The sequence below is a fragment of the Citrobacter sp. MGH100 genome (assembly GCF_001034465.1).
GTDB lineage: Bacteria > Pseudomonadota > Gammaproteobacteria > Enterobacterales > Enterobacteriaceae > Citrobacter > Citrobacter youngae.
In genome coordinates, this window is sequence record NZ_KQ089804.1 from 19,549 (window position 1) to 40,597 (window position 21,049).

Annotated in this window: 23 protein-coding genes; 17 read left to right on the forward strand and 6 right to left on the reverse strand. The window is 55.1% G+C overall.

Going from position 1 to position 21,049, the window contains the following annotated elements; genetic code table 11:
* Window positions 1-678 precede the first annotated feature (678 nt).
* A complete protein-coding gene (gene kdgT / locus SK32_RS22150) occupies window positions 679-1,677 on the forward strand; it encodes a 2-keto-3-deoxygluconate transporter (RefSeq protein ID WP_048213873.1) in 999 nt (332 codons plus the stop codon).
* A 27-nt stretch (window positions 1,678-1,704) separates the two neighbouring features.
* Here kdgT and SK32_RS22155 read toward each other — a convergent pair whose 3' ends face one another.
* Both SK32_RS22155 and crfC read right to left on the reverse strand, forming a co-directional pair.
* Entirely contained in the window at window positions 1,705-2,598 is an 894-nt protein-coding gene (locus SK32_RS22155) for a diguanylate cyclase regulator RdcB family protein (RefSeq protein ID WP_048213874.1), read from the reverse strand.
* Window positions 2,595-4,952: a clamp-binding protein CrfC gene (gene crfC / locus SK32_RS22160; RefSeq protein WP_048213875.1), complete on the reverse strand. Its 2,358-nt coding sequence runs from the start codon at window positions 4,950-4,952 to the stop codon at window positions 2,595-2,597. The genes SK32_RS22155 and crfC overlap by 4 nt, the downstream gene beginning before the upstream one ends.
* Window positions 4,953-5,494: 542 nt before the next feature.
* On the opposite strand from crfC, the gene SK32_RS22165 reads away from it, so the two are divergent.
* From SK32_RS22165 to phnP, 16 genes are all read left to right on the forward strand, one after another.
* Entirely contained in the window at window positions 5,495-5,830 is a 336-nt protein-coding gene (locus SK32_RS22165; RefSeq protein ID WP_003031835.1) for a zinc ribbon domain-containing protein YjdM, read from the forward strand.
* A 140-nt stretch (window positions 5,831-5,970) separates the two neighbouring features.
* Window positions 5,971-6,420, forward strand: coding sequence for a VOC family metalloprotein YjdN (gene yjdN / locus SK32_RS22170; protein ID WP_048213876.1), 450 nt, complete (start codon window positions 5,971-5,973; stop codon window positions 6,418-6,420).
* A 132-nt stretch (window positions 6,421-6,552) separates the two neighbouring features.
* Window positions 6,553-7,341, forward strand: coding sequence for a phosphonate ABC transporter ATP-binding protein (gene phnC / locus SK32_RS22175; protein WP_048213877.1), 789 nt, complete (start codon window positions 6,553-6,555; stop codon window positions 7,339-7,341).
* A gap of 155 nt (window positions 7,342-7,496) precedes the next feature.
* Window positions 7,497-8,513: a phosphonate ABC transporter substrate-binding protein gene (phnD, locus tag SK32_RS22180; RefSeq protein ID WP_048213878.1), complete on the forward strand. Its 1,017-nt coding sequence runs from the start codon at window positions 7,497-7,499 to the stop codon at window positions 8,511-8,513.
* Window positions 8,514-8,617: 104 nt separating this feature from the next.
* A complete protein-coding gene (gene phnE / locus SK32_RS22185; RefSeq protein ID WP_016155398.1) occupies window positions 8,618-9,397 on the forward strand; it encodes a phosphonate ABC transporter, permease protein PhnE in 780 nt (259 codons plus the stop codon).
* 20 nt (window positions 9,398-9,417) lie between these two features.
* Window positions 9,418-10,143 carry a phosphonate metabolism transcriptional regulator PhnF gene (gene phnF, locus SK32_RS22190; protein ID WP_048213879.1) on the forward strand — a complete coding sequence of 242 codons (726 nt, stop codon included), beginning with the start codon at window positions 9,418-9,420 and terminating at the stop codon, window positions 10,141-10,143.
* Window positions 10,144-10,596 carry a phosphonate C-P lyase system protein PhnG gene (gene phnG / locus SK32_RS22195; protein WP_048213880.1) on the forward strand — a complete coding sequence of 151 codons (453 nt, stop codon included), beginning with the start codon at window positions 10,144-10,146 and terminating at the stop codon, window positions 10,594-10,596.
* Window positions 10,593-11,177 carry a phosphonate C-P lyase system protein PhnH gene (gene phnH, locus SK32_RS22200; protein WP_048213881.1) on the forward strand — a complete coding sequence of 195 codons (585 nt, stop codon included), beginning with the start codon at window positions 10,593-10,595 and terminating at the stop codon, window positions 11,175-11,177. Before phnG ends, phnH begins: the two co-directional genes overlap by 4 nt.
* Entirely contained in the window at window positions 11,177-12,244 is a 1,068-nt protein-coding gene (locus SK32_RS22205; RefSeq protein WP_048213882.1) for a carbon-phosphorus lyase complex subunit, read from the forward strand. The genes phnH and SK32_RS22205 overlap by 1 nt, the downstream gene beginning before the upstream one ends.
* Before the next feature lie 46 nt (window positions 12,245-12,290).
* Entirely contained in the window at window positions 12,291-13,082 is a 792-nt protein-coding gene (gene phnJ / locus SK32_RS22210; protein ID WP_231591599.1) for an alpha-D-ribose 1-methylphosphonate 5-phosphate C-P-lyase PhnJ, read from the forward strand.
* On the forward strand, window positions 13,079-13,837 hold the full coding sequence (gene phnK / locus SK32_RS22215; protein ID WP_048213884.1) for a phosphonate C-P lyase system protein PhnK: 759 nt from the start codon (window positions 13,079-13,081) through the stop codon (window positions 13,835-13,837). Before phnJ ends, phnK begins: the two co-directional genes overlap by 4 nt.
* A gap of 9 nt (window positions 13,838-13,846) precedes the next feature.
* Entirely contained in the window at window positions 13,847-14,527 is a 681-nt protein-coding gene (phnL, locus tag SK32_RS22220; protein WP_048213885.1) for a phosphonate C-P lyase system protein PhnL, read from the forward strand.
* A complete protein-coding gene (phnM, locus tag SK32_RS22225) occupies window positions 14,524-15,660 on the forward strand; it encodes an alpha-D-ribose 1-methylphosphonate 5-triphosphate diphosphatase (RefSeq protein WP_048213886.1) in 1,137 nt (378 codons plus the stop codon). Before phnL ends, phnM begins: the two co-directional genes overlap by 4 nt.
* A gap of 2 nt (window positions 15,661-15,662) precedes the next feature.
* Window positions 15,663-16,217, forward strand: a complete 555-nt coding sequence (gene phnN, locus SK32_RS22230; RefSeq protein WP_048213887.1) for a ribose 1,5-bisphosphokinase — start codon at window positions 15,663-15,665, stop codon at window positions 16,215-16,217.
* The gene (gene phnO / locus SK32_RS22235; RefSeq protein WP_048213888.1) at window positions 16,204-16,638 is read left to right on the forward strand and encodes an aminoalkylphosphonate N-acetyltransferase; all 435 of its coding nucleotides are present in this window, start codon (window positions 16,204-16,206) and stop codon (window positions 16,636-16,638) included. Before phnN ends, phnO begins: the two co-directional genes overlap by 14 nt.
* An 8-nt stretch (window positions 16,639-16,646) precedes the next feature.
* Window positions 16,647-17,405 carry a phosphonate metabolism protein PhnP gene (phnP, locus tag SK32_RS22240; protein WP_048213889.1) on the forward strand — a complete coding sequence of 253 codons (759 nt, stop codon included), beginning with the start codon at window positions 16,647-16,649 and terminating at the stop codon, window positions 17,403-17,405.
* A 52-nt stretch (window positions 17,406-17,457) separates the two neighbouring features.
* On the opposite strand, the gene SK32_RS22245 is transcribed toward phnP, so the two are convergent.
* The 4 genes from SK32_RS22245 to SK32_RS22260 form a co-directional block, all read right to left on the reverse strand.
* Complete coding sequence (locus SK32_RS22245) at window positions 17,458-17,799, reverse strand: HigA family addiction module antitoxin (RefSeq protein ID WP_048213890.1); 342 nt, start codon at window positions 17,797-17,799, stop codon at window positions 17,458-17,460.
* Between the two features lie 26 nt (window positions 17,800-17,825).
* Window positions 17,826-18,128: a type II toxin-antitoxin system RelE/ParE family toxin gene (locus SK32_RS22250; RefSeq protein WP_048213891.1), complete on the reverse strand. Its 303-nt coding sequence runs from the start codon at window positions 18,126-18,128 to the stop codon at window positions 17,826-17,828.
* Window positions 18,129-18,283: 155 nt separating this feature from the next.
* Window positions 18,284-18,613 carry a DDRRRQL repeat protein YjdP gene (gene yjdP / locus SK32_RS22255; protein WP_048213892.1) on the reverse strand — a complete coding sequence of 110 codons (330 nt, stop codon included), beginning with the start codon at window positions 18,611-18,613 and terminating at the stop codon, window positions 18,284-18,286.
* A 69-nt stretch (window positions 18,614-18,682) separates the two neighbouring features.
* Window positions 18,683-20,947: a hybrid sensor histidine kinase/response regulator gene (locus SK32_RS22260; RefSeq protein WP_048213893.1), complete on the reverse strand. Its 2,265-nt coding sequence runs from the start codon at window positions 20,945-20,947 to the stop codon at window positions 18,683-18,685.
* Window positions 20,948-21,049: the final 102 nt, after the last annotated feature.

Here is a 21,049-nt window from a genome sequence, read left to right on the forward strand (position 1 = left end):
TGTCGCGCTACAGTTCGAGTCTCCCAACGCCGTATGCGCTAAGGTCATCGCCGAGCGGGGATTGCACAGGCGCAATCCCTGTAACAAGCGTAGCAGGTTTACTTACACTGACTGAAAATGAGCAGTACAACCGAACCTGTTGACGCCTGATTGGGCGGTTAATGACCTCTTTACCCTAACAGTGTTTAAATGTGTGATCAACTTCACACATAGTTTTCATTTCGTCAACCTGCGTAAATAAGGTCATTCTGAGTCAGCTTTTTTACATGGCACGCTTGCGATTTACTGACAATTAAATACAAGAATAAATCACCTGGCTCCATCAACAATCACAGCAGTCACTATTATTCTGCTAGCAAAAAAACCACCTAATCCCTTCACAAAAAGATCACAGGTTTTTTAATAATCGGAACCTGTAGTGATCTTTGCTCGGAATATGTGATGAAGATAACTAAAACATCGTTTTATTTTGATTGAATCAATGTTCCTGTGAATGCAAACTAATTCCAGACGCAATATCCCTGGGAGCAGAAACATGCTCAACGTATGCCGCGTTAGATTTTATAAAACAAAGAGATAGCCGTTTTCTTTGTTAAAAAACACAAGTAACATTTTGAATTTAAATGATTTTTTACTTTCTTGCGCGTTTATAACCTGCGACAAGACATGAGGACGTTTATGAAAATTAAAGCCACGATTGAACGCATCCCCGGCGGAATGATGTTGATTCCTCTGTTATTAGGCGCAGTGTTAAATACGTTAGCTCCCGATACGGGCGCGTATTTCGGTTCATTTACCAAAGGTATGATCAGCGGGACAGTTCCGATTCTGGCAGTATGGTTTTTTTGTATCGGTGCATCAATTGATTTACGAGCAACCGGTACGGTATTACGCAAGTCAGGTACATTGGTATTAACCAAAATAGCCGTAGCCTGGGCAGTGGCAATGATTGCCGCTTCATTTATTCCTGATACAGGCATTCAAACCGGGTTCTTTGCAGGTCTTTCCGTACTGGCAATTGTCTCAGCAATGGACATGACCAACGGGGGTTTGTACGCCAGCCTGATGAACCAGTACGGTACGAAAGAAGAGTCTGGCGCATTTGTGTTAATGTCTCTGGAATCCGGTCCGTTAATGACCATGGTCATTCTGGGCTCTGCCGGTCTGGCCTCTTTCGAGCCGCACCATTTCATCGGCGCGGTCCTGCCGTTCCTGATCGGCTTTACACTGGGCAACCTGGATCACGACCTGCGTGCCTTCTTTAGCAAAGCGACACCGGTACTGATTCCGTTCTTCGGCTTCGCACTGGGTAACACCATTAACCTGAGCGTCATCGTTGATACCGGTCTGCTGGGTATCCTGCTGGGTGTGGCCGTCATCGTTATCACCGGTATCCCGCTGATTATTGCTGACCGCGTCATTGGTGGCGGGAATGGTACGGCGGGCGTAGCAGCCTCTTCTGCAGCTGGTGCCGCGGTGGCTAACCCAGTCATCATCGCCCAGATTAACCCGGCATTTGAACCGGTTGCCGCTTCGGCAACTGCTCTGGTCGCTGCCAGCGTGATTGTCACCGCCATTCTGGTGCCGATTATCACCGCGTTGTATGCCAAACGTTTTAATAAAAATCAGGTCGCCAACGAGACGGTGGCGACCCCGGCAGACTCACTGCACCACTAAGCCTGCCTTTGCCTCACGCCCCCCAGCTCAACTGATAAGCTGGGGGGGTGCGAAAATCTCCTCAACCATCGCATCAACCAGTCGTTTTGCCGAACACAGTCTCGGCATCCCTAACGCCACATTCTGCCAACGCTGCGTCACCGACCAGCTCACCGGATGGCGCTGTGCATCGCACCAGTCACCCAGCCAACTCAGCAGATCGTTATGTTCGCTCGAACCCCCAACTGCAGGTGAGTTCAGCCATTGATGATAATAATGGCGCGTAGTTGGTGCCGCATTCACGCTATGCGCCAGCGTCTGGGCAGCCATCGTGCGTAAATTGTCTTTTAGCATCGACACTACATCGGCATTCGCCAGCCGACAGGCGTCACCAAAGGCGCCCCAGCGCAGTTCCTCCAGCGCAACAAAGCAGCGTCCGGGTAATGACCAGCCGTCATACGCGCCAGCCCGCCAGCGAGTAAAAATCTGTTCACTGTGTTCGCCTGCCTGCACGGTCAGCCCACGTTGCGTCAACGCTTTCTCTTTATATGCGCTACGTTGGGCAAACCCGTCAGCCAGTGAAATTAATTGCTGCATCACGCCGGGAGTTGATTGTCCGCGTGGCTGTTCAGTTTGTTGTAAGAACACCAGTCGCTCGGCAATACGTACCAGCGCCAGGTGACCAGGATCGATAGTACCCGCCAGTTTTTCCACCAGCTTAAGGCGCATCACCAGGTGTTCGCTGGAAACCCCCGCCATCACCCACGCCCGCAGTTGCGTCTGGGATAACACTTCCTGCGTCAGGCGCGCACGCAACCGCTGCTGCTGCTGCAGAAAACCGCCGGAACGTTTGGTTTCATCTCCCTGAACCAGATCGACCATAAACTTCGGGTAGACGCACTCCAGCGTCCGCCCAGGGCCTTCCAGTAACACGTTAGTCATGTATGCTCGGTTGCAAAAAGGGTGTGGATATCGTCACGCAGCAAGCGGGAATCTTCATAAATCCATGCCGCCGTCGTAATACGATGCTGCAATTGTTCATTCATTGCATTCACCGCCGATTCATTTTGCTGGCGCAGGGTCAGACTCTCGCGCAGGCTCGCCTGCAATTGCGTCAGACACAGTGAAAAATCAGCAAAAAACGTGGCCATGCCTGCCGTAACGGAAATATCGACCTGAGCAACTAAAGCTTTACGAATTTGTTGGCAAAACTGAGTGACATAATGGACAAGATTCTTGTGCAACGCGCCCATATCAATGAGGTAACGCGTTTTTGTTTCGACATAATCATTCCATCCCCAATTGGGCTGATTCAACCAACGTGAGAACGTGTCACGCACAACACCACCGGTGGACGGGGTATTATCAGCAGGGATATCCTGTTCAATAGCCTCGTTAAACAACTGGCGGGTATTGAAATTAAACATCGCCGCATGAAAGGCTGGAAAACGGATCCGCGCACGAAAACCGGCGTGGTTTAGTTCCTCTTTCACCCGCTGCTCAATAGGCCGCATAGCGTCATTCAGCGCCCGGGATAACGTCGATTCAAGCGCCTCAAAACGCAGCGCCAGGTCCCGGCTGATACTCTCCTGCGCCGCCAGCAGGACAACCTCACAGGAGGAGCGAATTTTATCTAACACAATTTTCGCTTGCCCCTCGTCATGCAACACCAGCATATCACCGGCCATTTCCGCCGTTGCAATGGCAGCTCCCATGCCATGTTGTGACATCATCAGCACGTTTTCTTTAACAAAGAACGTGTTGATGCCGCACAGAATCTCGGTCTGTTGCTCACTGAGATAGGCCGCAGCAGCCTCCAGCGCCAGCTCAACCTCGTGACTGACCTCGTCGCCCACCCGCGCCTGGCTTCTCTGCAACTGTTGCATATCATCTTCAATATGCGCGATATTCATCTGCAACTGCTCATAGGCTACGGTTAAGCCGTGGGCGCGAAACTCCAGATATTCGTGCGCGCTTTGCGAATAGTTCAATAACTTGTGTGATGCCGAGCGAAGCGCATACAGCGAAGCATTGGCGTGAGCGGCGTGAATGACTTTCTGGATCGGCTGCTCAAACAACGAATCCTCCCACAGCAGATCGGCGGCATGGCGAATATGTTCTTTATCCTCAAGATCGGTGGTACGCCAGCGCCTGCCGAGTGCCGCTTCGGCAAAGTCCTGGACCCAGCGCTGCTCCTGATGATCCGGCAAGCGCCCATTATTCACGAGTTCATGACGTGCCCTGTTGGCCAGATATCCCCACATTGAGGAGACCGGATAAATACGTTCAGGCGTAATACCACCTTTCATCAACGTGCCGGAAATTAACGCCCGCACCTGCTCTTCATCATCACTGTTGCGGTCTTTCTGATCGAATTTGTTAACCAGCGCATACAGCGGTACTGACTTTCCAACCGCCATAATGGCCTGACGGACTTCCTCATCCGAAATCGACTTCAGTTGGGTATAATCCATCACCGCCAGTACCGCTGAAGCCCGCGCCAGCTGTTCATTGAGCATTTGTTGTAAGTGTGGCTGCCCGGCTTCATTCGGCCCGGGCGTATCCAGCAGCGTCAATTGTCCCGGATAACTTGCCAGCCCGGCCAGATGCACGAACTCAACCTCAATAACCGGAATATGCTCAATTGCAGCATAGGCAGCAAACGGAAACTCCACCTCCAGCGCTTTAGACAAACGCACCAGATCGTTCAGGCTCTTGAGAAAATGGAAAATAGGCTGTGCGCCAAGGTAATAGCGTTCAAATGCCACGCCGTTTTCAATATGTTGAAGCAGGGCATTCATATCCTTATCTATTTCCAGCGTCTGAGCCAGACGCTGACGATCGCATTCCCGCACGCGCTGCTGTAATACTTTCATTAAGGCGTCAATTGGCGCGACATGCGAAAAATGCAGCACCGGCTCTTTCTGTCCCGGTGTATGGCGGATAAGGGTCGGTAACGCTGTCATCGGGCGATTACGATTAGGTAAAACCTCAGTTCCGACAATCGCGTTAATCGTCGTCGACTTTCCCGCCTTCATCGTACCGACGATCGCCAGAACCATTTCCAGACGGGTAATCTTTCGCAGTTCATTGTTGAGCGTTGCCTGCTGGACATCCATGCCACGCGCGCTGAAATGCAGGGGCTGAACAACCTGTCCACTATGCTCTCCTTTTTTCAGCATGACATCATTCGCCGAGGTCATTGGCAATTTCTGCAATTGCCTGAGATGTTCAAGAGAGAGCATCAGTAAGCGTTCAGCTTCCTGACTTAATTCATAAATTGTCTGTGTGTACATGGAAAATCTTTCCTTAACGCAAATAGCATTACTTTTATTTAGCCAAATCGTTTTATTTATAGATTTTCGGCTTTTATAATTACGTGTGGAAATAATTAAAATTAAAACAACCAGCTGATATTATTAAAATAAAATTTATCGTATGACTGCTGGCCTGATGCCTCTCACTTACTATATTAAGTAAGAAAGATAAACAGAGTAGTTCAGTTTTAAAAAATGCCAGCTTAATTCCCCTACCAAATTTAAGGGGGTCACAAAGTATTCACTCACAATGACTTAGCTAGTCTGTAAGCCATGCTACCTATGAATATCGGGTGTTTCGCCTCACCTTATCTTAAATAGCTAAACGTAGCAATTTCCCTTAAAAAATATTCCTTCTGGTTTTCATAGACGTGAAAGCAACCTGACGCCACAACAGATAGTTGGGCATAATTGGCCTGTAGCCCCGACAAAAGCAGGGATTTTATGTATAATTGCGGCCTTTTTCGGCAATCTGCCAATTTTGGGCGCTTTTGCCCCTGCTGACTTTTGAGGAAATCCACATGTCATTACCACACTGCCCACAATGCAACTCCGAATACACTTACGAAGATAACGGCATGTTCATCTGCCCGGAATGCGCTCACGAATGGAACGACGCTGAACCCGCTCAGGACAGCGACGAACTGATCGTTAAAGATGCTAATGGCAACCTGCTCGCCGATGGCGACAGCGTTACCGTAGTAAAAGATCTGAAGGTAAAAGGTAGCTCTTCCATGCTGAAGATCGGTACCAAAGTGAAGAATATCCGCCTGGTTGAAGGCGACCACAACATCGATTGCAAAATCGATGGCTTTGGCCCAATGAAGCTGAAATCTGAGTTTGTGAAAAAGAACTGATGCAAATTGCCTGACGGCGCTACGCTCATCAGGTCTACACCAGCTCATCTGCCAGGCGGGAAGCCCATACTTCCCGCCTGGTTTATTTATACAGACGATAACTACACTTAACTGGCTTCTCTTACTCTGAGGTAAAGATTATGCCGTTAAGTCCCTATATCTCCTTTGCAGGCAACTGCGCTGACGCTATCGCCTTCTACCAAAAAACGTTAGGCGCTGAGCTGCTCTACAAAATCAACTTCGGTGAAATGCCCAAATCGGCGCAGGACAGTGAAGAAGGTTGCCCTTCAGGCATGAAATTCCCCGATACCGCTATTGCCCACGCCAACCTGCGCGTTGCGGGCAGCGATATCATGATGAGCGATAGCGCCCCCGACGGAAACGCGCACTACTCTGGCTTTACGCTGGTGCTCGACACACAAAACGTCGATGAAGGCAAACGCTGGTTTGATAACCTGGCAGCAAACGGAAAAATCGAAATGGACTGGCAGGAAACCTTCTGGGCCCACGGTTTCGGTAAAGTGAGCGACCAGTATGGCGTGCCGTGGATGATCAACGTCGTCAAACAACAGCAACCCCCTACAGAGTAATCCAACGGGAGGCCAGCCCTCCCGTACTGTCATCAAATATCGCTCAACTCTTCATCGCCAAGTAACCTTCCTTTAACGAAAACGTCACATTGATCCGCCACGATGGGGCCACTTTTTTAGGGAGGCCGCATCATGCAAACGGTTATTCGCGTCGAGAAACTCTCCAAATCCTTCAATCAACATCAGGCGCTTAATGCGGTTGATCTGAATATCTGTGCCGGTGAGATGGTGGCTCTGCTTGGGCCGTCCGGCTCCGGCAAATCCACCCTTTTACGTCATTTAAGCGGTTTGATCGTCGGTGATAAATCACCTGGTAGCCACATCGAACTGCTGGGTCGCACCGTTCAACATGAAGGCCGCCTGGCGCGCGATATCCGCAAAAGCCGCGCCCACACCGGCTACATCTTCCAGCAGTTCAATCTGGTGAACCGCCTGACGGTGCTGGAGAACGTCCTGATTGGCGCGCTCGGCAGCACGCCGTTCTGGCGCACCTGTTTTAGCTGGTTTACCGCTGAGCAGAAACAACGCGCGTTACAGGCGCTGACCCGCGTCGGCATGGCGCACTTTGCATATCAACGTGTTTCCACGCTTTCGGGCGGACAACAGCAGCGTGTCGCAATCGCCCGCGCGCTGATGCAGCAGGCCAAAGTCATCCTTGCCGACGAGCCGATTGCCTCGCTGGATCCGGAATCCGCGCGCATCGTGATGGACACCCTGCGCGACATCAACCAGACCGACGGCATCACCGTGGTCGTCACGCTGCATCAGGTGGATTACGCCCTGCGCTACTGCGAACGCATTGTCGCGCTGCGCCAGGGCAACGTCTTCTTTGATGGCAGCAGCCAGCATTTTGACAACGACCGTTTTGACCATCTCTACCGCAGCATGAACCGCGTCGAACAGAACGCGCAGGCTGCATAGTTCTTAAAAACCAGGCGTTATTGGCGCAGCCAGGCTGGAGACGGCCAGCGCGGAAAAACCGGAGCGTACACGCAGTACGTAAGGATTTTGAGCACTGCCCGGATTCAGGCTGGCAAGTGAAATAGCCTGGAACAATGACTAATTAAGGAAACGACATGAGCTATAAGACAGTTGCCGCGCTGGCTTTCACCAGCATGTTTAGCGTCAGTACCTTGTTAAGCCCGGCCCATGCCGAGGAGCAAGAAAAAGCGCTGAACTTTGGCATTATTTCGACCGAATCACAGCAAAACCTGAAGCCACAGTGGGAACCGTTCCTGAAGGACATGGAAAAATCGCTGGGCGTGAAAGTAAACGCCTTCTTCGCTCCGGACTACGCCGGGATCATCCAGGGCATGCGCTTTAACAAAGTGGATATTGCCTGGTACGGCAACCTCTCAGCAATGGAAGCGGTGGATCGCGCTAACGGGCAAGTGTTTGCCCAGACCGTAGCCGCCGACGGATCCCCGGGTTACTGGAGCGTGTTGATCGTTAACAAAGACAGCCCGATCAACAACCTGAACGATCTGATCGCCAAACGTAAGGATCTGACCTTCGGCAACGGCGATCCCAACTCTACGTCAGGTTTCCTCGTCCCCGGTTATTACGTCTTCGCCAAAAACAACATCTCCGCCAGCGACTTCAAACGCACCGTTAACGCCGGGCACGAAACTAACGCCCTGGCCGTCGCCAACAAACAGGTGGATGTGGCTACCAACAACACAGAAAACCTCGACAAGCTGAAAACGTCCGCACCGGACAAGCTGAAAGAGTTGAAGGTTATCTGGAAGTCACCGCTGATCCCAGGCGATCCGATCGTCTGGCGTAAGAACCTCTCTGAAGCCACCAAGGACAAGGTGTACGACTTCTTCATGAACTACGGCAAAACGCCGGAGCAGAAAACCGTCCTGGAACGCCTGGGTTGGGCGCCGTTCCGTGCCTCCAGCGATCTGCAACTGGTGCCGATTCGCCAACTGGCGCTGTTTAAAGAGATGCAGGGCGTGAAGGACAACAAAGGGCTGAACGAGGAAGAGAAAACCAGCAAAACCTCGGCGCTGAAAGCACAGCTTGATGATCTCGACCGCCTGACCGCCGCCCTGGGCGCCATGACCAGCGTCACCAAAGCGGTGCAATAACCCTGATGCCCGGTGGCGCTTCGCTTACCGGGCCTACGATGTTTTGTAGGCCGGATAAGGCGCTTGCGCCGCCATCCGGCAATAACCGATGCACGGAGCCAAACATGCAAACCATCACCGTTGCCCCGCCCAAGCGTAGCTGGTTCTCGCTGCTGAGCTGGGCCATTCTTCTCGCCGTGCTGGTGGTCTCGTGGAAAGGCGCCGAAATGGCCCCGCTCACGCTGATCCAGGATTCCGGCAATATGGCAACCTTCGCTGCCGACTTCTTTCCACCTGACTTCAGTCAGTGGCAGGACTATCTCGGTGAAATGGCCGTCACGCTGCAAATCGCCGTCTGGGGTACCGCCCTCGCCGTGGTGTTGTCGATTCCCTTCGGTCTGATGTGCGCCGATAACCTCGTGCCGTGGTGGATTTACCAGCCGATGCGTCGCCTGATGGACGCCTGCCGCGCCATCAACGAAATGGTCTTCGCCATGCTGTTCGTGGTCGCCGTCGGGTTAGGGCCATTCGCCGGGGTGATGGCGCTGTTTATCCACACTACCGGGGTACTCTCCAAGCTGCTTTCCGAAGCGGTAGAAGCCATTGAGCCGGGTCCGGTAGAAGGTATTCGCGCCACCGGAGCCAACAAAATTGAAGAGATTCTGTACGGCGTTCTGCCACAGGTCATGCCGCTGCTTATCTCCTACTCGCTGTATCGCTTTGAATCCAATGTTCGCTCGGCCACGGTAGTCGGCATGGTGGGCGCAGGTGGTATTGGCGTGACCTTATGGGAAGCGATTCGCGGCTTTCAGTTCCAGCAAACCTGCGCCCTGATGGTGTTAATCATCGTCACCGTCAGCCTGCTGGATTTCCTTTCCCAGCGTTTGCGTAAGCACTTTATCTGATTAGCGAGGCATTGATTGCTATGCACTTGTCTACACATCCGACCAGTTATCCAACGCGTTATCAGGAAATTGCCGCGAGACTTGAGCAGGAGCTTCGTCAACATTATCGCTGCGGTGACTATCTGCCCGCCGAGCATCAGCTTGCCGCGCGCTTCGAGGTAAACCGCCACACCCTGCGCCGCGCCATTGACCAGTTGGTTGAACGCGGTTGGGTTCAGCGTCGCCAGGGAGTCGGCGTGCTGGTGCTGATGCGCCCGTTCGATTACCCGCTGAATGCCCAGGCACGCTTTAGTCAGAACCTGCTGGACCAGGGCAGCCACCCCACCAGCGAAAAACTGCTGGCGGTGCTGCGTCCGGCCTCCAGCCACATTGCCGATGCGCTCAGCATTAACGAGGGCGATAACGTGATTCACCTGCGCACCCTGCGCCGGGTAAACGGCATCGCACTGTGTCAGATCGACCACTATTTTTCCGACCTCACGCTGTGGCCGCTGCTGCAAGGCTTTAACAGCGGCTCACTGCACGATTACCTGCGCGAACAATCCGGTCTGACGCTCCTGCGTACGCAGACGCGCATCAGTGCCCGCCGTGCGCAGGCCAAAGAGAGCAAGGTGCTGGAAATCCCCAATATGGCGCCGCTGCTGTGCGTGCGCACCCTGAACCACCGTGAAGGCGAAGAACACGCGGCGGAATACTCCGTCAGCCTGACCCGCGCCGACATGATCGAATTCACCATGGAGCACTGAATGCATTTCGATACCGCCACTCGCCAGCGTTGGATGCGCGCGCTGGCTTACAGCAATGCCGATGCCCTGAATGCGCGTATCAAGGCGCTCAAACTAACGCCGGACTATGAGCTTATCCGCGCCCCGGAAAGCGGACTGATGCAGATCCAGGCCCGTATGGGCGGCACCGGTAATCGCTTCTTTGCTGGCGACACCACGCTCACCCGCGCGGTTATTCGCCTGAAAAGCGGGACGCTGGGCTACAGCTACCTGCTGGGTCGCAATAAACAACACGCCGAGCAGTGTGCGGTCATTGACGCATTGCTGCAGGAACAAACGCATTTCCAGAACCTCATGGAAACCTTAATTGCCCCGCTGGAAGCGGAACGCGAGGCGCTGATTAGCGCCCGCCGTGCCGAAGTCAACGCCAGCCGGGTCGACTTCTTCACGCTGGTACGCGGAGATAACGCATGACCTTACAGACCGCATTTAATTTACCCGTTCAGGATGCTCAGCAGAGCTTTCGTCGCCTGCTGAAAGCCATGAGCGAACCGGGCGTAATCGTCGCCCTGCATCAACTGAAACACGGCTGGCAGCCGCTGGGTCTGGCGACCACCAGCGTGCTGCTGACCCTGGTCGATGGCGACACGCCGGTCTGGCTGGCGCCGTCGATGGATAACGATATCGCCCGGCAGAACCTGCGTTTTCACACCAACGCGCCGCTGGTGGATCAGCCGCAGCTGGCGGCCTTTGCCGTCACCGACGAACGCATTAGCAGCGAACAGCTAAATGCCCTCTCAGCCGGTTCCGCCGTCGCGCCTGAAACCAGCGCCACGCTGATTGTGCAAGTTTCTGGCTTAAGCGGTGGACGCATGCTGCGTCTGACCGGCGCGGGCATCGCCGAAGAGCGCATGATCGCACCACAGCTGCCGGAATGCCTGATTCACGAACTTACCGAGCGCCCGCACCCGTTCCCGCTGGGAGTCGATCTGATCCTCACCTGCGGCGAACGGCTGCTGGCTATTCCGCGAACCACCCATGTGGAGGTGTGCTGATGTACGTCGCCGTCAAAGGGGGCGAAAAGGCGATAGCCAACGCCCACGCCCTGCAGGAAAACCGACGCCGGGGCGATGAGACCATTGCTGAACTGAGCGTGGCGCAAATCGAACAGCAGATGAACCTGGCCGTCGACCGGGTGATGACCGAAGGCGGCATCGCCGATCGCGAACTGGCTGCGCTGGCGCTCAAACAGGCCAGCGGCGATAACGTCGAGGCCATCTTTTTGCTCCGCGCTTACCGCACTACGCTGGCAAAGGTCGCTGTCAGCGAACCGGTTAACAGCGCAGAAATGCGCCTTGAGCGCAGAATCTCCGCGGTCTACAAGGATATTCCCGGCGGGCAGCTGTTGGGTCCAACCTATGACTATACCCATCGCCTGCTGGATTTTACCTTACTGGCCAATGGCGAAACCCCGCCGCTGCGCAGCGCAGACGGCGCGCAGGATGCCTCCCCGCACGTCTTTTCCCTGCTCGCGAACCAGGGCCTGGCAAAACGTGAAGAGGATGATGGCGCGACACCCGACGACATCACCCGCACGCCGCCGGTTTACCCCTGCTCACGCGCTTCACGTCTGCAACAGCTGATGCGTGGTGACGAGGGATATTTGCTGGCGCTGGCCTACTCCACCCAGCGCGGCTACGGGCGCAATCATCCGTTTGCCGCCGAAATCCGCAGCGGCTATGTGGCACTGGAAACCGTCCCGGAAGAGCTGGGATTTGCGGTGAACGTCGGCGAACTGCTGATGACGGAATGTGAAATGGTCAACGGTTTTGTCGCGCCAGAAAATGAATACCCCCATTTTACCCGCGGCTACGGGCTGGTGTTTGGTATGAGCGAACGTAAAGCGATGGCGATGGCGCTGGTGGACCGCGCCCTACAGGCAGCCGAATACGATGAAACGGTCACAGGACCGGCGCAGGACGAAGAGTTCGTGCTGGCGCATGCGGATAACGTCGAGGCGGCGGGTTTTGTTTCGCACCTCAAACTTCCCCATTACGTCGATTTCCAGGCCGAACTGGAACTGCTCAAACGCCTGCAACAGGAGGCCACCCGTGACCACTAACCTCTCCGGCTACAACTTTGCCTATCTTGATGAGCAGACCAAACGCATGATCCGCCGCGCAATTCTGAAAGCGGTAGCGATCCCCGGTTACCAGGTACCGTTTGGCGGACGAGAAATGCCGATGCCCTACGGATGGGGAACCGGCGGCATTCAACTTACCGCCAGCGTGATTGGCGAGCCGGACGTGCTGAAAGTGATTGACCAGGGCGCGGACGACACCACCAACGCCGTGTCGATTCGCAACTTTTTCAAGCGCGTTACTGGCGTTAACACCACCGAACGTACGGAAGACGCCACGCTAATTCAGACCCGCCACCGCATTCCGGAAACGCCGCTAACAGAAGATCAGATAATCATCTTCCAGGTGCCGATCCCCGAGCCGCTGCGCTTTATCGAACCGCGCGAAACGGAAACCCGCACCATGCACGCGCTGGAAGAGTACGGCATCATGCAGGTGAAACTGTATGAAGATATCGCCCGCTTCGGTCATATCGCCACCACTTACGCCTACCCGGTAAAGGTCAACGACCGCTACGTCATGGACCCGTCGCCAATCCCGAAATTCGACAACCCGAAGATGGACATGATGCCGGCCCTGCAACTGTTTGGCGCAGGCCGCGAAAAACGCATCTATGCCGTGCCACCTTACACCCGCGTGGAAAGCCTCGATTTCGACGATCACCCGTTTACCGTACAACGCTGGGATGAGCCTTGCGCCATTTGTGGCTCAACCCACAGCTATCTCGATGAAGTGGTGCTCGATGACACCGGCAAACGCATGTTTGTCTGCTCCGACACCGACTACTGCCGCCAACAGAGCGAGGCCCTCAGCCAATGACGCAACCGCTGCTTTCAGTCAACAACCTGACCCATCTCTACGCGCCGGGCAAAGGCTTCAGCGATGTCTCTTTTGACCTGTGGCCTGGCGAAGTGCTGGGTATCGTCGGCGAGTCCGGTTCTGGCAAAACCACGCTGCTGAAATCGATCTCTTCACGGCTGACGCCGCAGAGCGGTGAGATCTTATATCAGAACCGTTCGCTGTACGGCATGAACGAGGCCGACCGTCGCCGTCTGCTGCGCACCGAATGGGGCGTGGTGCATCAGCATCCGCTGGATGGCCTGCGCCGTCAGGTCTCCGCCGGCGGCAATATCGGCGAACGCCTGATGGCCACCGGCGCGCGTCATTACGGCGAGATCCGCGCCACCGCACAGCGCTGGCTGGAGGAGGTGGAGATCCCTGCCTCGCGTATCGACGACCTGCCAACCACCTTTTCCGGCGGTATGCAGCAGCGCCTGCAGATCGCCCGCAACCTCGTCACCCATCCCAAACTGGTGTTTATGGACGAACCCACCGGCGGGCTGGACGTTTCGGTACAGGCCAAACTGCTGGACCTGCTGCGCGGCCTGGTGGTGGAACTGGATCTGGCGGTGGTGATTGTCACCCACGATCTGGGTGTGGCGCGTCTGCTGGCAGACCGTTTGCTGGTGATGAAACAGGGTCAGGTGGTGGAAAGTGGGTTAACCGACCGCGTGCTCGACGACCCGCACCATCCGTACACCCAGTTGCTGGTGTCGTCCGTTTTGCAGAACTAAGAGGCTCAAATGATCCGCGTTGAAAACGTCAGTAAAACTTTTGTGCTGCATCAGCAAAACGGCGTGCGTCTGCCGGTGCTGCAAAACGCCACGCTGGAAGTGAAAAGCGGCGAATGCGTGGTGCTGCACGGTCACTCCGGCAGCGGAAAATCCACACTGCTGCGCTCGCTGTACGCCAACTACCTGCCGGATGAAGGACACATCCACATTCGTCACAGCGATGAGTGGGTCGATCTGGTGCAGGCCCCAGCGCGCAAAGTGCTGGAAGTTCGCCGTTCAACCATCGGTTGGGTAAGCCAGTTTCTGCGCGTGATCCCAAGGGTTTCCGCGCTGGATGTGGTGATGCAACCGCTGCTGGATCTGGGCGTCCCCCGTGAGGCGTGCGCCGCCAAAGCGGCCAATCTTCTTACCCGCCTGAACGTACCAGAACGACTGTGGCACCTGGCACCGTCGACCTTTTCCGGTGGCGAACAACAGCGCGTCAACATCGCCCGCGGGTTTATCGTCGATTACCCAATTTTGCTGCTCGATGAACCCACCGCCTCGCTGGACGCCAAAAATAGCGCCGCCGTCGTCGCATTGATTGAAGAAGCGAAAGCGCGCGGCGCGGCAATTGTCGGCATTTTTCACGATCAAACCGTGCGCGACCGCGTAGCGGATCGTCTGCATCTGATGGGAACAACAGCATGATTATCAATAATGTAAAGCTGGTACTGGAAGATGATGTGGTGCAAGGATCGCTGGAAATCGAGGGCGGGATTATCCGCGCCTTTGCTGAAAGTCCGAGCAGCCTACCTGAGGCGCTGGACGGCGAAGGCGGCTGGCTGCTGCCAGGGCTTATCGAGCTGCATACCGACAATCTCGACAAATTTTTTACCCCGCGCCCGAAGGTAGAATGGCCTGCCCACTCGGCAATGAGCAGCCACGACGCGCTAATGGTCGCCAGCGGCATTACCACCGTGCTGGACGCAGTGGCGATTGGCGATGTGCGCGACGGTGGTGACCGTCTGGAAAATCTGGAGAAGATGATCAACGCGGTGGAAGAGACGCAAAAGCGTGGGGTCAATCGCGCCGAGCACCGTCTGCATCTGCGCTGCGAGCTGCCGCATCACACCACCCTGCCGCTGTTTGAAAAGCTGGTTGGTCGTGAGCCGGTGACGCTGGTGTCGCTGATGGATCATTCCCCCGGCCAGCGTCAGTTCGCCAATCGTGAGAAGTACCGCGAGTATTATCAGGGCAAGTATTCGCTCACCGACGAGCAGATGGCCCGTTATGAAGAAGAACAGTTAGCGCTGGCTGCGCGTTGGTCGCAGCCCAACCGCTCGGCCATTGCCCAGATGTGCCGTGAACGGCAGATTGCACTGGCGAGCCACGATGACGCCACCCACGATCATGTCCTTGAATCACATCAACTTGGCAGCGTGATCGCCGAATTTCCCACAACTTTCGAAGCCGCCGAAGCCTCACGCCAGCATGGAATGAACGTGCTGATGGGCGCACCTAACATCGTGCGCGGCGGTTCTCACTCCGGCAACGTGGCGGCACATAGGCTGGCTGAGCTGGGGCTGCTGGATATTCTCTCCTCCGACTACTACCCCGCCAGCCTGCTCGATGCGGCATTTCGCGTAGCGGATGACGACGCTAACCGCTTTACGCTGCCGCAGGCTATTCGTCTGGTGACCCGCAATCCGGCGCGGGCCTTAAATCTCGACGATCGCGGTGTTATTGCCGAAAGTAAACGCGCGGATCTGGTGCTGGCGCATCGCAAAGGCGGCAACATCCATATCGACCACGTCTGGCGTCAGGGTAAAAGGGTATTCTGACTATGGGTAAACTGATCTGGCTGATGGGGCCGTCCGGCTCCGGTAAGGACAGTCTGCTGGCAGAATTGCGCCAGCAGGAACCGGCGCAACTGCTGGTGGCGCATCGCTACATCACCCGCGCCGCCAACGCCGGGAATGAAAATCATATTGCGCTGAGCGAACCAGAGTTTTTTACCCGCGCCGGGCAGAACCTGCTGGCACTGAGCTGGCATGCCAACGGTTTGTACTATGGCGTCGGCGTGGAGATTGACCTCTGGCTGCACGCCGGGTTTGATGTGGTGGTCAACGGTTCACGCGCCCATCTGCCGCAGGCGCAGAGTCGTTATGGCACTTCTCTACTCCCCATTTGCTTACAGGTTTCCCCGGAGATTTTACGCCAGCGCCTGCTGGCTCGTGGACGGGAGAGCGAAACGGAAATCGCCGCCCGTCTTGAACGCGCAGCCCGCTACGCCCCGTATGACTGCCACGTCCTGAATAACGATGGAAGTTTGCAACAGTCTATCGCTACACTGCTCGCACTGATGGGACGCAAGGAGAAGAAACATGTCTGTCTGTGAATTACGCCGCGCCACGCTGTACGATACCGATGCGGTTTACGCGCTCATCTGCGAGTTGAAGCAGGGTCAATTCGACCTGCAGGCTTTTAGCGCTGGCTACGCCGCAAATCTGCAGGATCCGAATATGCACTACCAGCTGGCGCTGCTCGAGGGACAGGTCATCGGATTGATCGGCCTGCATTTGCAGTTTCATCTGCACCACGCTAACTGGATTGGTGAGATTCAGGAACTGGTAGTGATGCCACAGGCACGAGGGCTAAGCGTTGGCAGCCAGCTGCTGGCCTGGGCCGAAGCCACTGCGCGCGAAGCGGGGGCGGAAATGACCGAGCTTTCCACCAGCACCCAACGCCTTGACGCACACCGTTTTTACCAGCGCGAAGGCTATACCATGAGCCATTTTCGCTTCACCAAACCGTTGTAGGGGGAGCCATGAGTCTGACCATTACGCTGACGGGAACGGGCGGCGCGCAGCTGGTTCCCGCATTTGGCTGTGACTGCGCGGCCTGCCAACGGGCGCGTTTACAGGCGCAATACCGCCGACGCCCCTGCAGTGGCGTGGTCAAATTCAACGACGCGGTGACGCTGCTGGACGCGGGGATCCCGCATCTGATGGACGACTGGCCAGCGGGCAGCTTCCAGCAGTTTCTGCTGACCCACTATCATATGGATCACGTGCAGGGACTGTTTCCGCTGCGCTGGGGGGTGGGAAAAACGCTCCCGGTGTACGGCCCACCGGATGAACAGGGCTGCGACGATCTGTTTAAGCATCCCGGCATTCTTGATTTTAGCCAGACCGTCGCGCCGTTTGTGGTGTTCGATTTACAGGGATTGCAGGTGACCCCTTTACCGCTCAACCACTCTAAGCTGACGTTTGGCTATCTGCTGGAGACCGCGCACAGCCGCGTGGCGTGGCTCTCTGATACCGCCGGACTGCCCGACAAAACGCTGAAATTTCTTCACAATAACCAACCGCAGGTGATTATCATCGACTGCAGCCACGCCCCGCGTAGCGAGCCACCGCGCAATCACTGTGATTTAAATACCGTTATCGCGTTGAACGACGTTATCCGCTGTCCACGGGTGATCCTGACGCATATCAGCCATCAGTTCGACCTGTGGATGATGGAAAACCAGCTTCCCGCAGGGTTTGAGGCAGGATATGACGGAATGGAGATTATGCTGGAGTAAGGAAATTTGCCGGATGCGATGAAAACATCTTATCCGGCCGACAAGACGATAGTCAGGCGACTTTTTTAGACTCGCTATTTCGCTGAGCGATAAAATCTTTAACCGAAACAATGCGGTTCAGTTCTTCTTGCGCCCGCATGTCATTTTCAACTTCCCACAGGTCAACCGCCGCCTGTAAGTTACGCCAGAAATCAACGGAAGTATCGAACGCTTTGGCCAAACGAAACGCCATATCCGTTGTTAATTTGCGATTATTGTTGACCAGTGCGCTCACCGTATTGCGATGAACATGCAGTATTTCAGCCAGATCGTTAATTTTCAGTTCGAGCGGCTCCAGGTATTCATATTGCAGGATATCACCCACAGTCGTTGGTTTTCTGGTTGCCTGTTTCATATCGTTACCTTAGATTTTCTCTAGTTCTAGTAGATGTGTGGATCTAAGTACACATCTTCGGCCTTACCGTTAACCCATTTAAATATTAATCGGAACTGCTTGTTTACTCTGATTGAAGAATATTCCTGTAATTTTCCGGTTAACTCTTCATATCTGTTACCGGGTGGCGAGCGCAAATCCCGATGCGAAACAGCCGCATTAATGATATCCAGCTTTCTGGCTAATGCAGTATGAATATCCGCTGGTATTTTTCTGTGCGATGTCGCCCGCTCAAAAAAATCTTCAAGCCATGTATCCCGAAAGCTCCTGATATTTAATGATTTAGACATTCCATTGCCGGCTCCTTTTCCATAAGCATAGAGAGATTATAATGCATACATGCACTGTGCTCAAGTGCATGTATTGACATAAAATGGCGAGATGTTGAGCTGACAGCTAAATCCCTTACAGGGGATAAAATATTCTTACATTTAGATAGTTACAGTTAACGATCGTAATCTTCTTCCATTCTGCGTTCTTCGTCTTCTAACTGACGCCGTTCTTGATCAAGCTGGCGCTGACGGTCATCCAGTTGGCGACGTCGATCTTCAAACTGGCGTCGCCTGTCATCATACTGCCTGCGCCGATCGTCACTCATCTGGCGTTCCCAGCCATTGTCGCGGGCGTCGTCGTAATCCCGCCCGTTATCGGGTTTGTATGCGTCGTTAATCGCCTGCTGAATATTGCCGATGGCTTCATCGATAATATCGGCCTGCGCCGAAACGGTGGTCACCATTAGCAGACTGAAAAGAAAGAATGTCAGGGAGCGTTGCATCAAACCCGCCTCATCAAGAAACACACCCCACGGTAATCAAAGCGTATTTGCGCGGGTAGCGGAGGAATCTCAATTACGTGCGAGTCGCAGCGCCTGCGCCAGTTCTCCTCGGGTAAACGGTTTACGCAATAGCGCCACATCCGGCAGCGCCGGGTTATGCGCCGGACGTAAATCCTGACCGCTAATCAGCAGAATGGTGAGCTGGGGGTAGTGCTTCAGCGCATGGTTGACGACATCCACCCCACTTAACCCTCCAGGCAGCATTAAGTCGCTGATAAAAATATCAATCTCGGAGGAAGCCGCCAGCATATGCAGCGCCTGCTCGCCGTTGGCGGCCTCCAGCGTCAGATAGCCCAGCAGATGCAACTGTTCACACAACGTCTGGCGCACGTCGGCCTCATCTTCGAGCACCAGTACCAGCTTTTCACCGCTGTTCGCCGCATGTTCCGCTATCGGTTCTGCCTGAATCTGTACCGGCACAACGGCGCGGGGAAGCTGTAACCGGACCGTGGTTCCCTGCCCGGGGGCGCTTTCAATCTCCACCCGACCACCGGACTGGCGCACAAAGCCGTACACCATCGATAATCCCAGACCGCTGCCGCTGCCGGTCTGTTTGGTGGTGAAAAATGGCTCGAAGACCTGCGCTTTCACTTCCTGCGACATCCCACTTCCCTGGTCGGCTACCTCCAGCATCACCATGTCCTGCTTACGCCCATCGCTGCGCGTAACCCGTTGATTCCAGGTGCGGATTTTTATCGTCCCCGTCTGCCCGTCCATGGCGTCACGGGCGTTCATCACCAGATTGATAATGGCGTTTTCCAGTTGGCTGACGTCAATCCACGCGGGCCAGGCCGGAGACTGGGCTTCAATTTCCAGCGTCAGCGTGGCGGGTAGCGAATGACGCATCAACTCTCCCAGATTCTCCAGCAGCGTTTTCAGCTCTACCGCGTGCGGATGCAAAGACTGTTTGCGCGAAAAAGCCAGCAGCCGCTGGGTCAGCAGCGCCCCGCGCTCGGCGGCTTTCAGCGCCCGATTGACCCGTGGCGCGTCGGGCGAATCCGGATCCACCAGATCCAGACTGCCAATAATCACCGCCAGCAGGTTATTAAAATCATGGGCTAATCCACCCGTCAGTTGCCCCACCGCCTTCAGCTTTTGGCTGTGCAACAGCGCTTCTTCCAGTCCCTGACGCTCGGTGCGATCGATTTCCATCTGGCTGGTTTTTTCTTTCAGCAGCCGGGTGGTGTGTTCGAGCGACGCCGTATTGCGGGCAAAGACGCTAAAGGCACGCGCCAGCTCGCCCAGCTCATCGCGCCGTTGCAGGGCCGGGACGCTGACGTCTGATTCCCCATGCGCCAGCCGGGTCATCGCCCGCGAAATGGCTGTCAGGTTAGAACCGAGATTACGGTAGATATACCACCCGGCAAAACCGGTGATCACCACCGCCAGCAGCGCAAACACTAAAATAAACAACGCGCCGGATTGCAGTTCCCGATGACTTTGCGCCACCCGCTGCTCGGAGATCAGCGCCACCTGCGAGGCATACTGGTTGATATCGCTGTTGAGGATCGCCACCAACGCTTTGATGTGGAACATATACCAGCTGATCGCCAGATCGCTTTGTTCCAGTGCCGACGAAAGCGGCTCCAGCTTATGCAACTCCTGGTTGAAATCGTTGAGGATGTTGCTAATCAGGAGGTTGCTGGTTTGCAGAGGCAGCGCGGGCATCACCTCGTCCAGTTGTTTGATCACCGAACGCGGCGTGGGGGTTTCAATGGCAGCCACAATTAAGCGGTCTATTTGTCCCAGCAGCACGTCATCCTGCGCGCCGGTCAGCTTTTGCAGGTGACGCAAATAACTTTGATTCTGATACAGCGAACTGAGCAGCGCGTTACGTTCCAGGTGCCGCCGCTGACCGCGCTGCAACATACCTTCCACGCTGCTTTGTAGCTCCTGGCTGCGCTGGATAATTCGCTCGACCAGCACCGGCTCCTGCTGCGCCAGCGGCGCGGTAGCCAGTTGTTCAAGCGACTGCTTCAGCGCCCGCTGCGTCTCCTGCAGCCGCTCCGCTTCGCCTTTGTATTCCAGCGCCCCGACTATCTGCGACAACCGCACCGCCGCCGTCGCTACGTTCGCCGTATCACGCGCCAGATTCATGCTGCCGGTCATGTCGTCAACGGTTTGCTGCTGCACCTGCTCCTGGATCTGGCTGGCATGCTGAAATCCCAGCACCGCCACACCGCTCACCATCAGCGTGACCGCCACCACCAGCAGATTAAAGAACAGTAATCGTCCACGCGCACTGGCGAAAAAGTGACGTCCCGGTTGCGGCATATCACGCTCCGTGAAGAAAAATCGCAATATGACAAATATGAACGGCTTCTGACATTTTGCATTTACATTCCTGTGATGGACTGCTGATATCGGCCACCCCAC

What these genes read in the sequence shown, in the direction of transcription:
- phnP (WP_048213889.1), top strand. Translation starts at nt 16,647, where the DNA reads ATGAGTCTGACCATTACGCTGACGGGAACGGGCGGCGCGCAGCTGGTT.
- crfC (WP_048213875.1), bottom strand. Translation starts at nt 4,952, where the DNA reads ATGTACACACAGACAATTTATGAATTAAGTCAGGAAGCTGAACGCTTA.
- phnM (WP_048213886.1), top strand. Translation starts at nt 14,524, where the DNA reads ATGATTATCAATAATGTAAAGCTGGTACTGGAAGATGATGTGGTGCAA.
- phnH (WP_048213881.1), top strand. Translation starts at nt 10,593, where the DNA reads ATGACCTTACAGACCGCATTTAATTTACCCGTTCAGGATGCTCAGCAG.
- SK32_RS22155 (WP_048213874.1), bottom strand. Translation starts at nt 2,598, where the DNA reads ATGACTAACGTGTTACTGGAAGGCCCTGGGCGGACGCTGGAGTGCGTC.
- phnK (WP_048213884.1), top strand. Translation starts at nt 13,079, where the DNA reads ATGACGCAACCGCTGCTTTCAGTCAACAACCTGACCCATCTCTACGCG.
- phnC (WP_048213877.1), top strand. Translation starts at nt 6,553, where the DNA reads ATGCAAACGGTTATTCGCGTCGAGAAACTCTCCAAATCCTTCAATCAA.
- phnF (WP_048213879.1), top strand. Translation starts at nt 9,418, where the DNA reads ATGCACTTGTCTACACATCCGACCAGTTATCCAACGCGTTATCAGGAA.
- SK32_RS22165 (WP_003031835.1), top strand. Translation starts at nt 5,495, where the DNA reads ATGTCATTACCACACTGCCCACAATGCAACTCCGAATACACTTACGAA.
- phnD (WP_048213878.1), top strand. Translation starts at nt 7,497, where the DNA reads ATGAGCTATAAGACAGTTGCCGCGCTGGCTTTCACCAGCATGTTTAGC.
- phnN (WP_048213887.1), top strand. Translation starts at nt 15,663, where the DNA reads ATGGGTAAACTGATCTGGCTGATGGGGCCGTCCGGCTCCGGTAAGGAC.
- phnL (WP_048213885.1), top strand. Translation starts at nt 13,847, where the DNA reads ATGATCCGCGTTGAAAACGTCAGTAAAACTTTTGTGCTGCATCAGCAA.
- kdgT (WP_048213873.1), top strand. Translation starts at nt 679, where the DNA reads ATGAAAATTAAAGCCACGATTGAACGCATCCCCGGCGGAATGATGTTG.
- SK32_RS22245 (WP_048213890.1), bottom strand. Translation starts at nt 17,799, where the DNA reads ATGAAACAGGCAACCAGAAAACCAACGACTGTGGGTGATATCCTGCAA.
- phnO (WP_048213888.1), top strand. Translation starts at nt 16,204, where the DNA reads ATGTCTGTCTGTGAATTACGCCGCGCCACGCTGTACGATACCGATGCG.
- phnG (WP_048213880.1), top strand. Translation starts at nt 10,144, where the DNA reads ATGCATTTCGATACCGCCACTCGCCAGCGTTGGATGCGCGCGCTGGCT.
- yjdP (WP_048213892.1), bottom strand. Translation starts at nt 18,613, where the DNA reads ATGCAACGCTCCCTGACATTCTTTCTTTTCAGTCTGCTAATGGTGACC.
- phnE (WP_016155398.1), top strand. Translation starts at nt 8,618, where the DNA reads ATGCAAACCATCACCGTTGCCCCGCCCAAGCGTAGCTGGTTCTCGCTG.
- SK32_RS22205 (WP_048213882.1), top strand. Translation starts at nt 11,177, where the DNA reads ATGTACGTCGCCGTCAAAGGGGGCGAAAAGGCGATAGCCAACGCCCAC.
- SK32_RS22250 (WP_048213891.1), bottom strand. Translation starts at nt 18,128, where the DNA reads ATGTCTAAATCATTAAATATCAGGAGCTTTCGGGATACATGGCTTGAA.
- phnJ (WP_231591599.1), top strand. Translation starts at nt 12,291, where the DNA reads ATGATCCGCCGCGCAATTCTGAAAGCGGTAGCGATCCCCGGTTACCAG.
- SK32_RS22260 (WP_048213893.1), bottom strand. Translation starts at nt 20,947, where the DNA reads ATGCCGCAACCGGGACGTCACTTTTTCGCCAGTGCGCGTGGACGATTA.
- yjdN (WP_048213876.1), top strand. Translation starts at nt 5,971, where the DNA reads ATGCCGTTAAGTCCCTATATCTCCTTTGCAGGCAACTGCGCTGACGCT.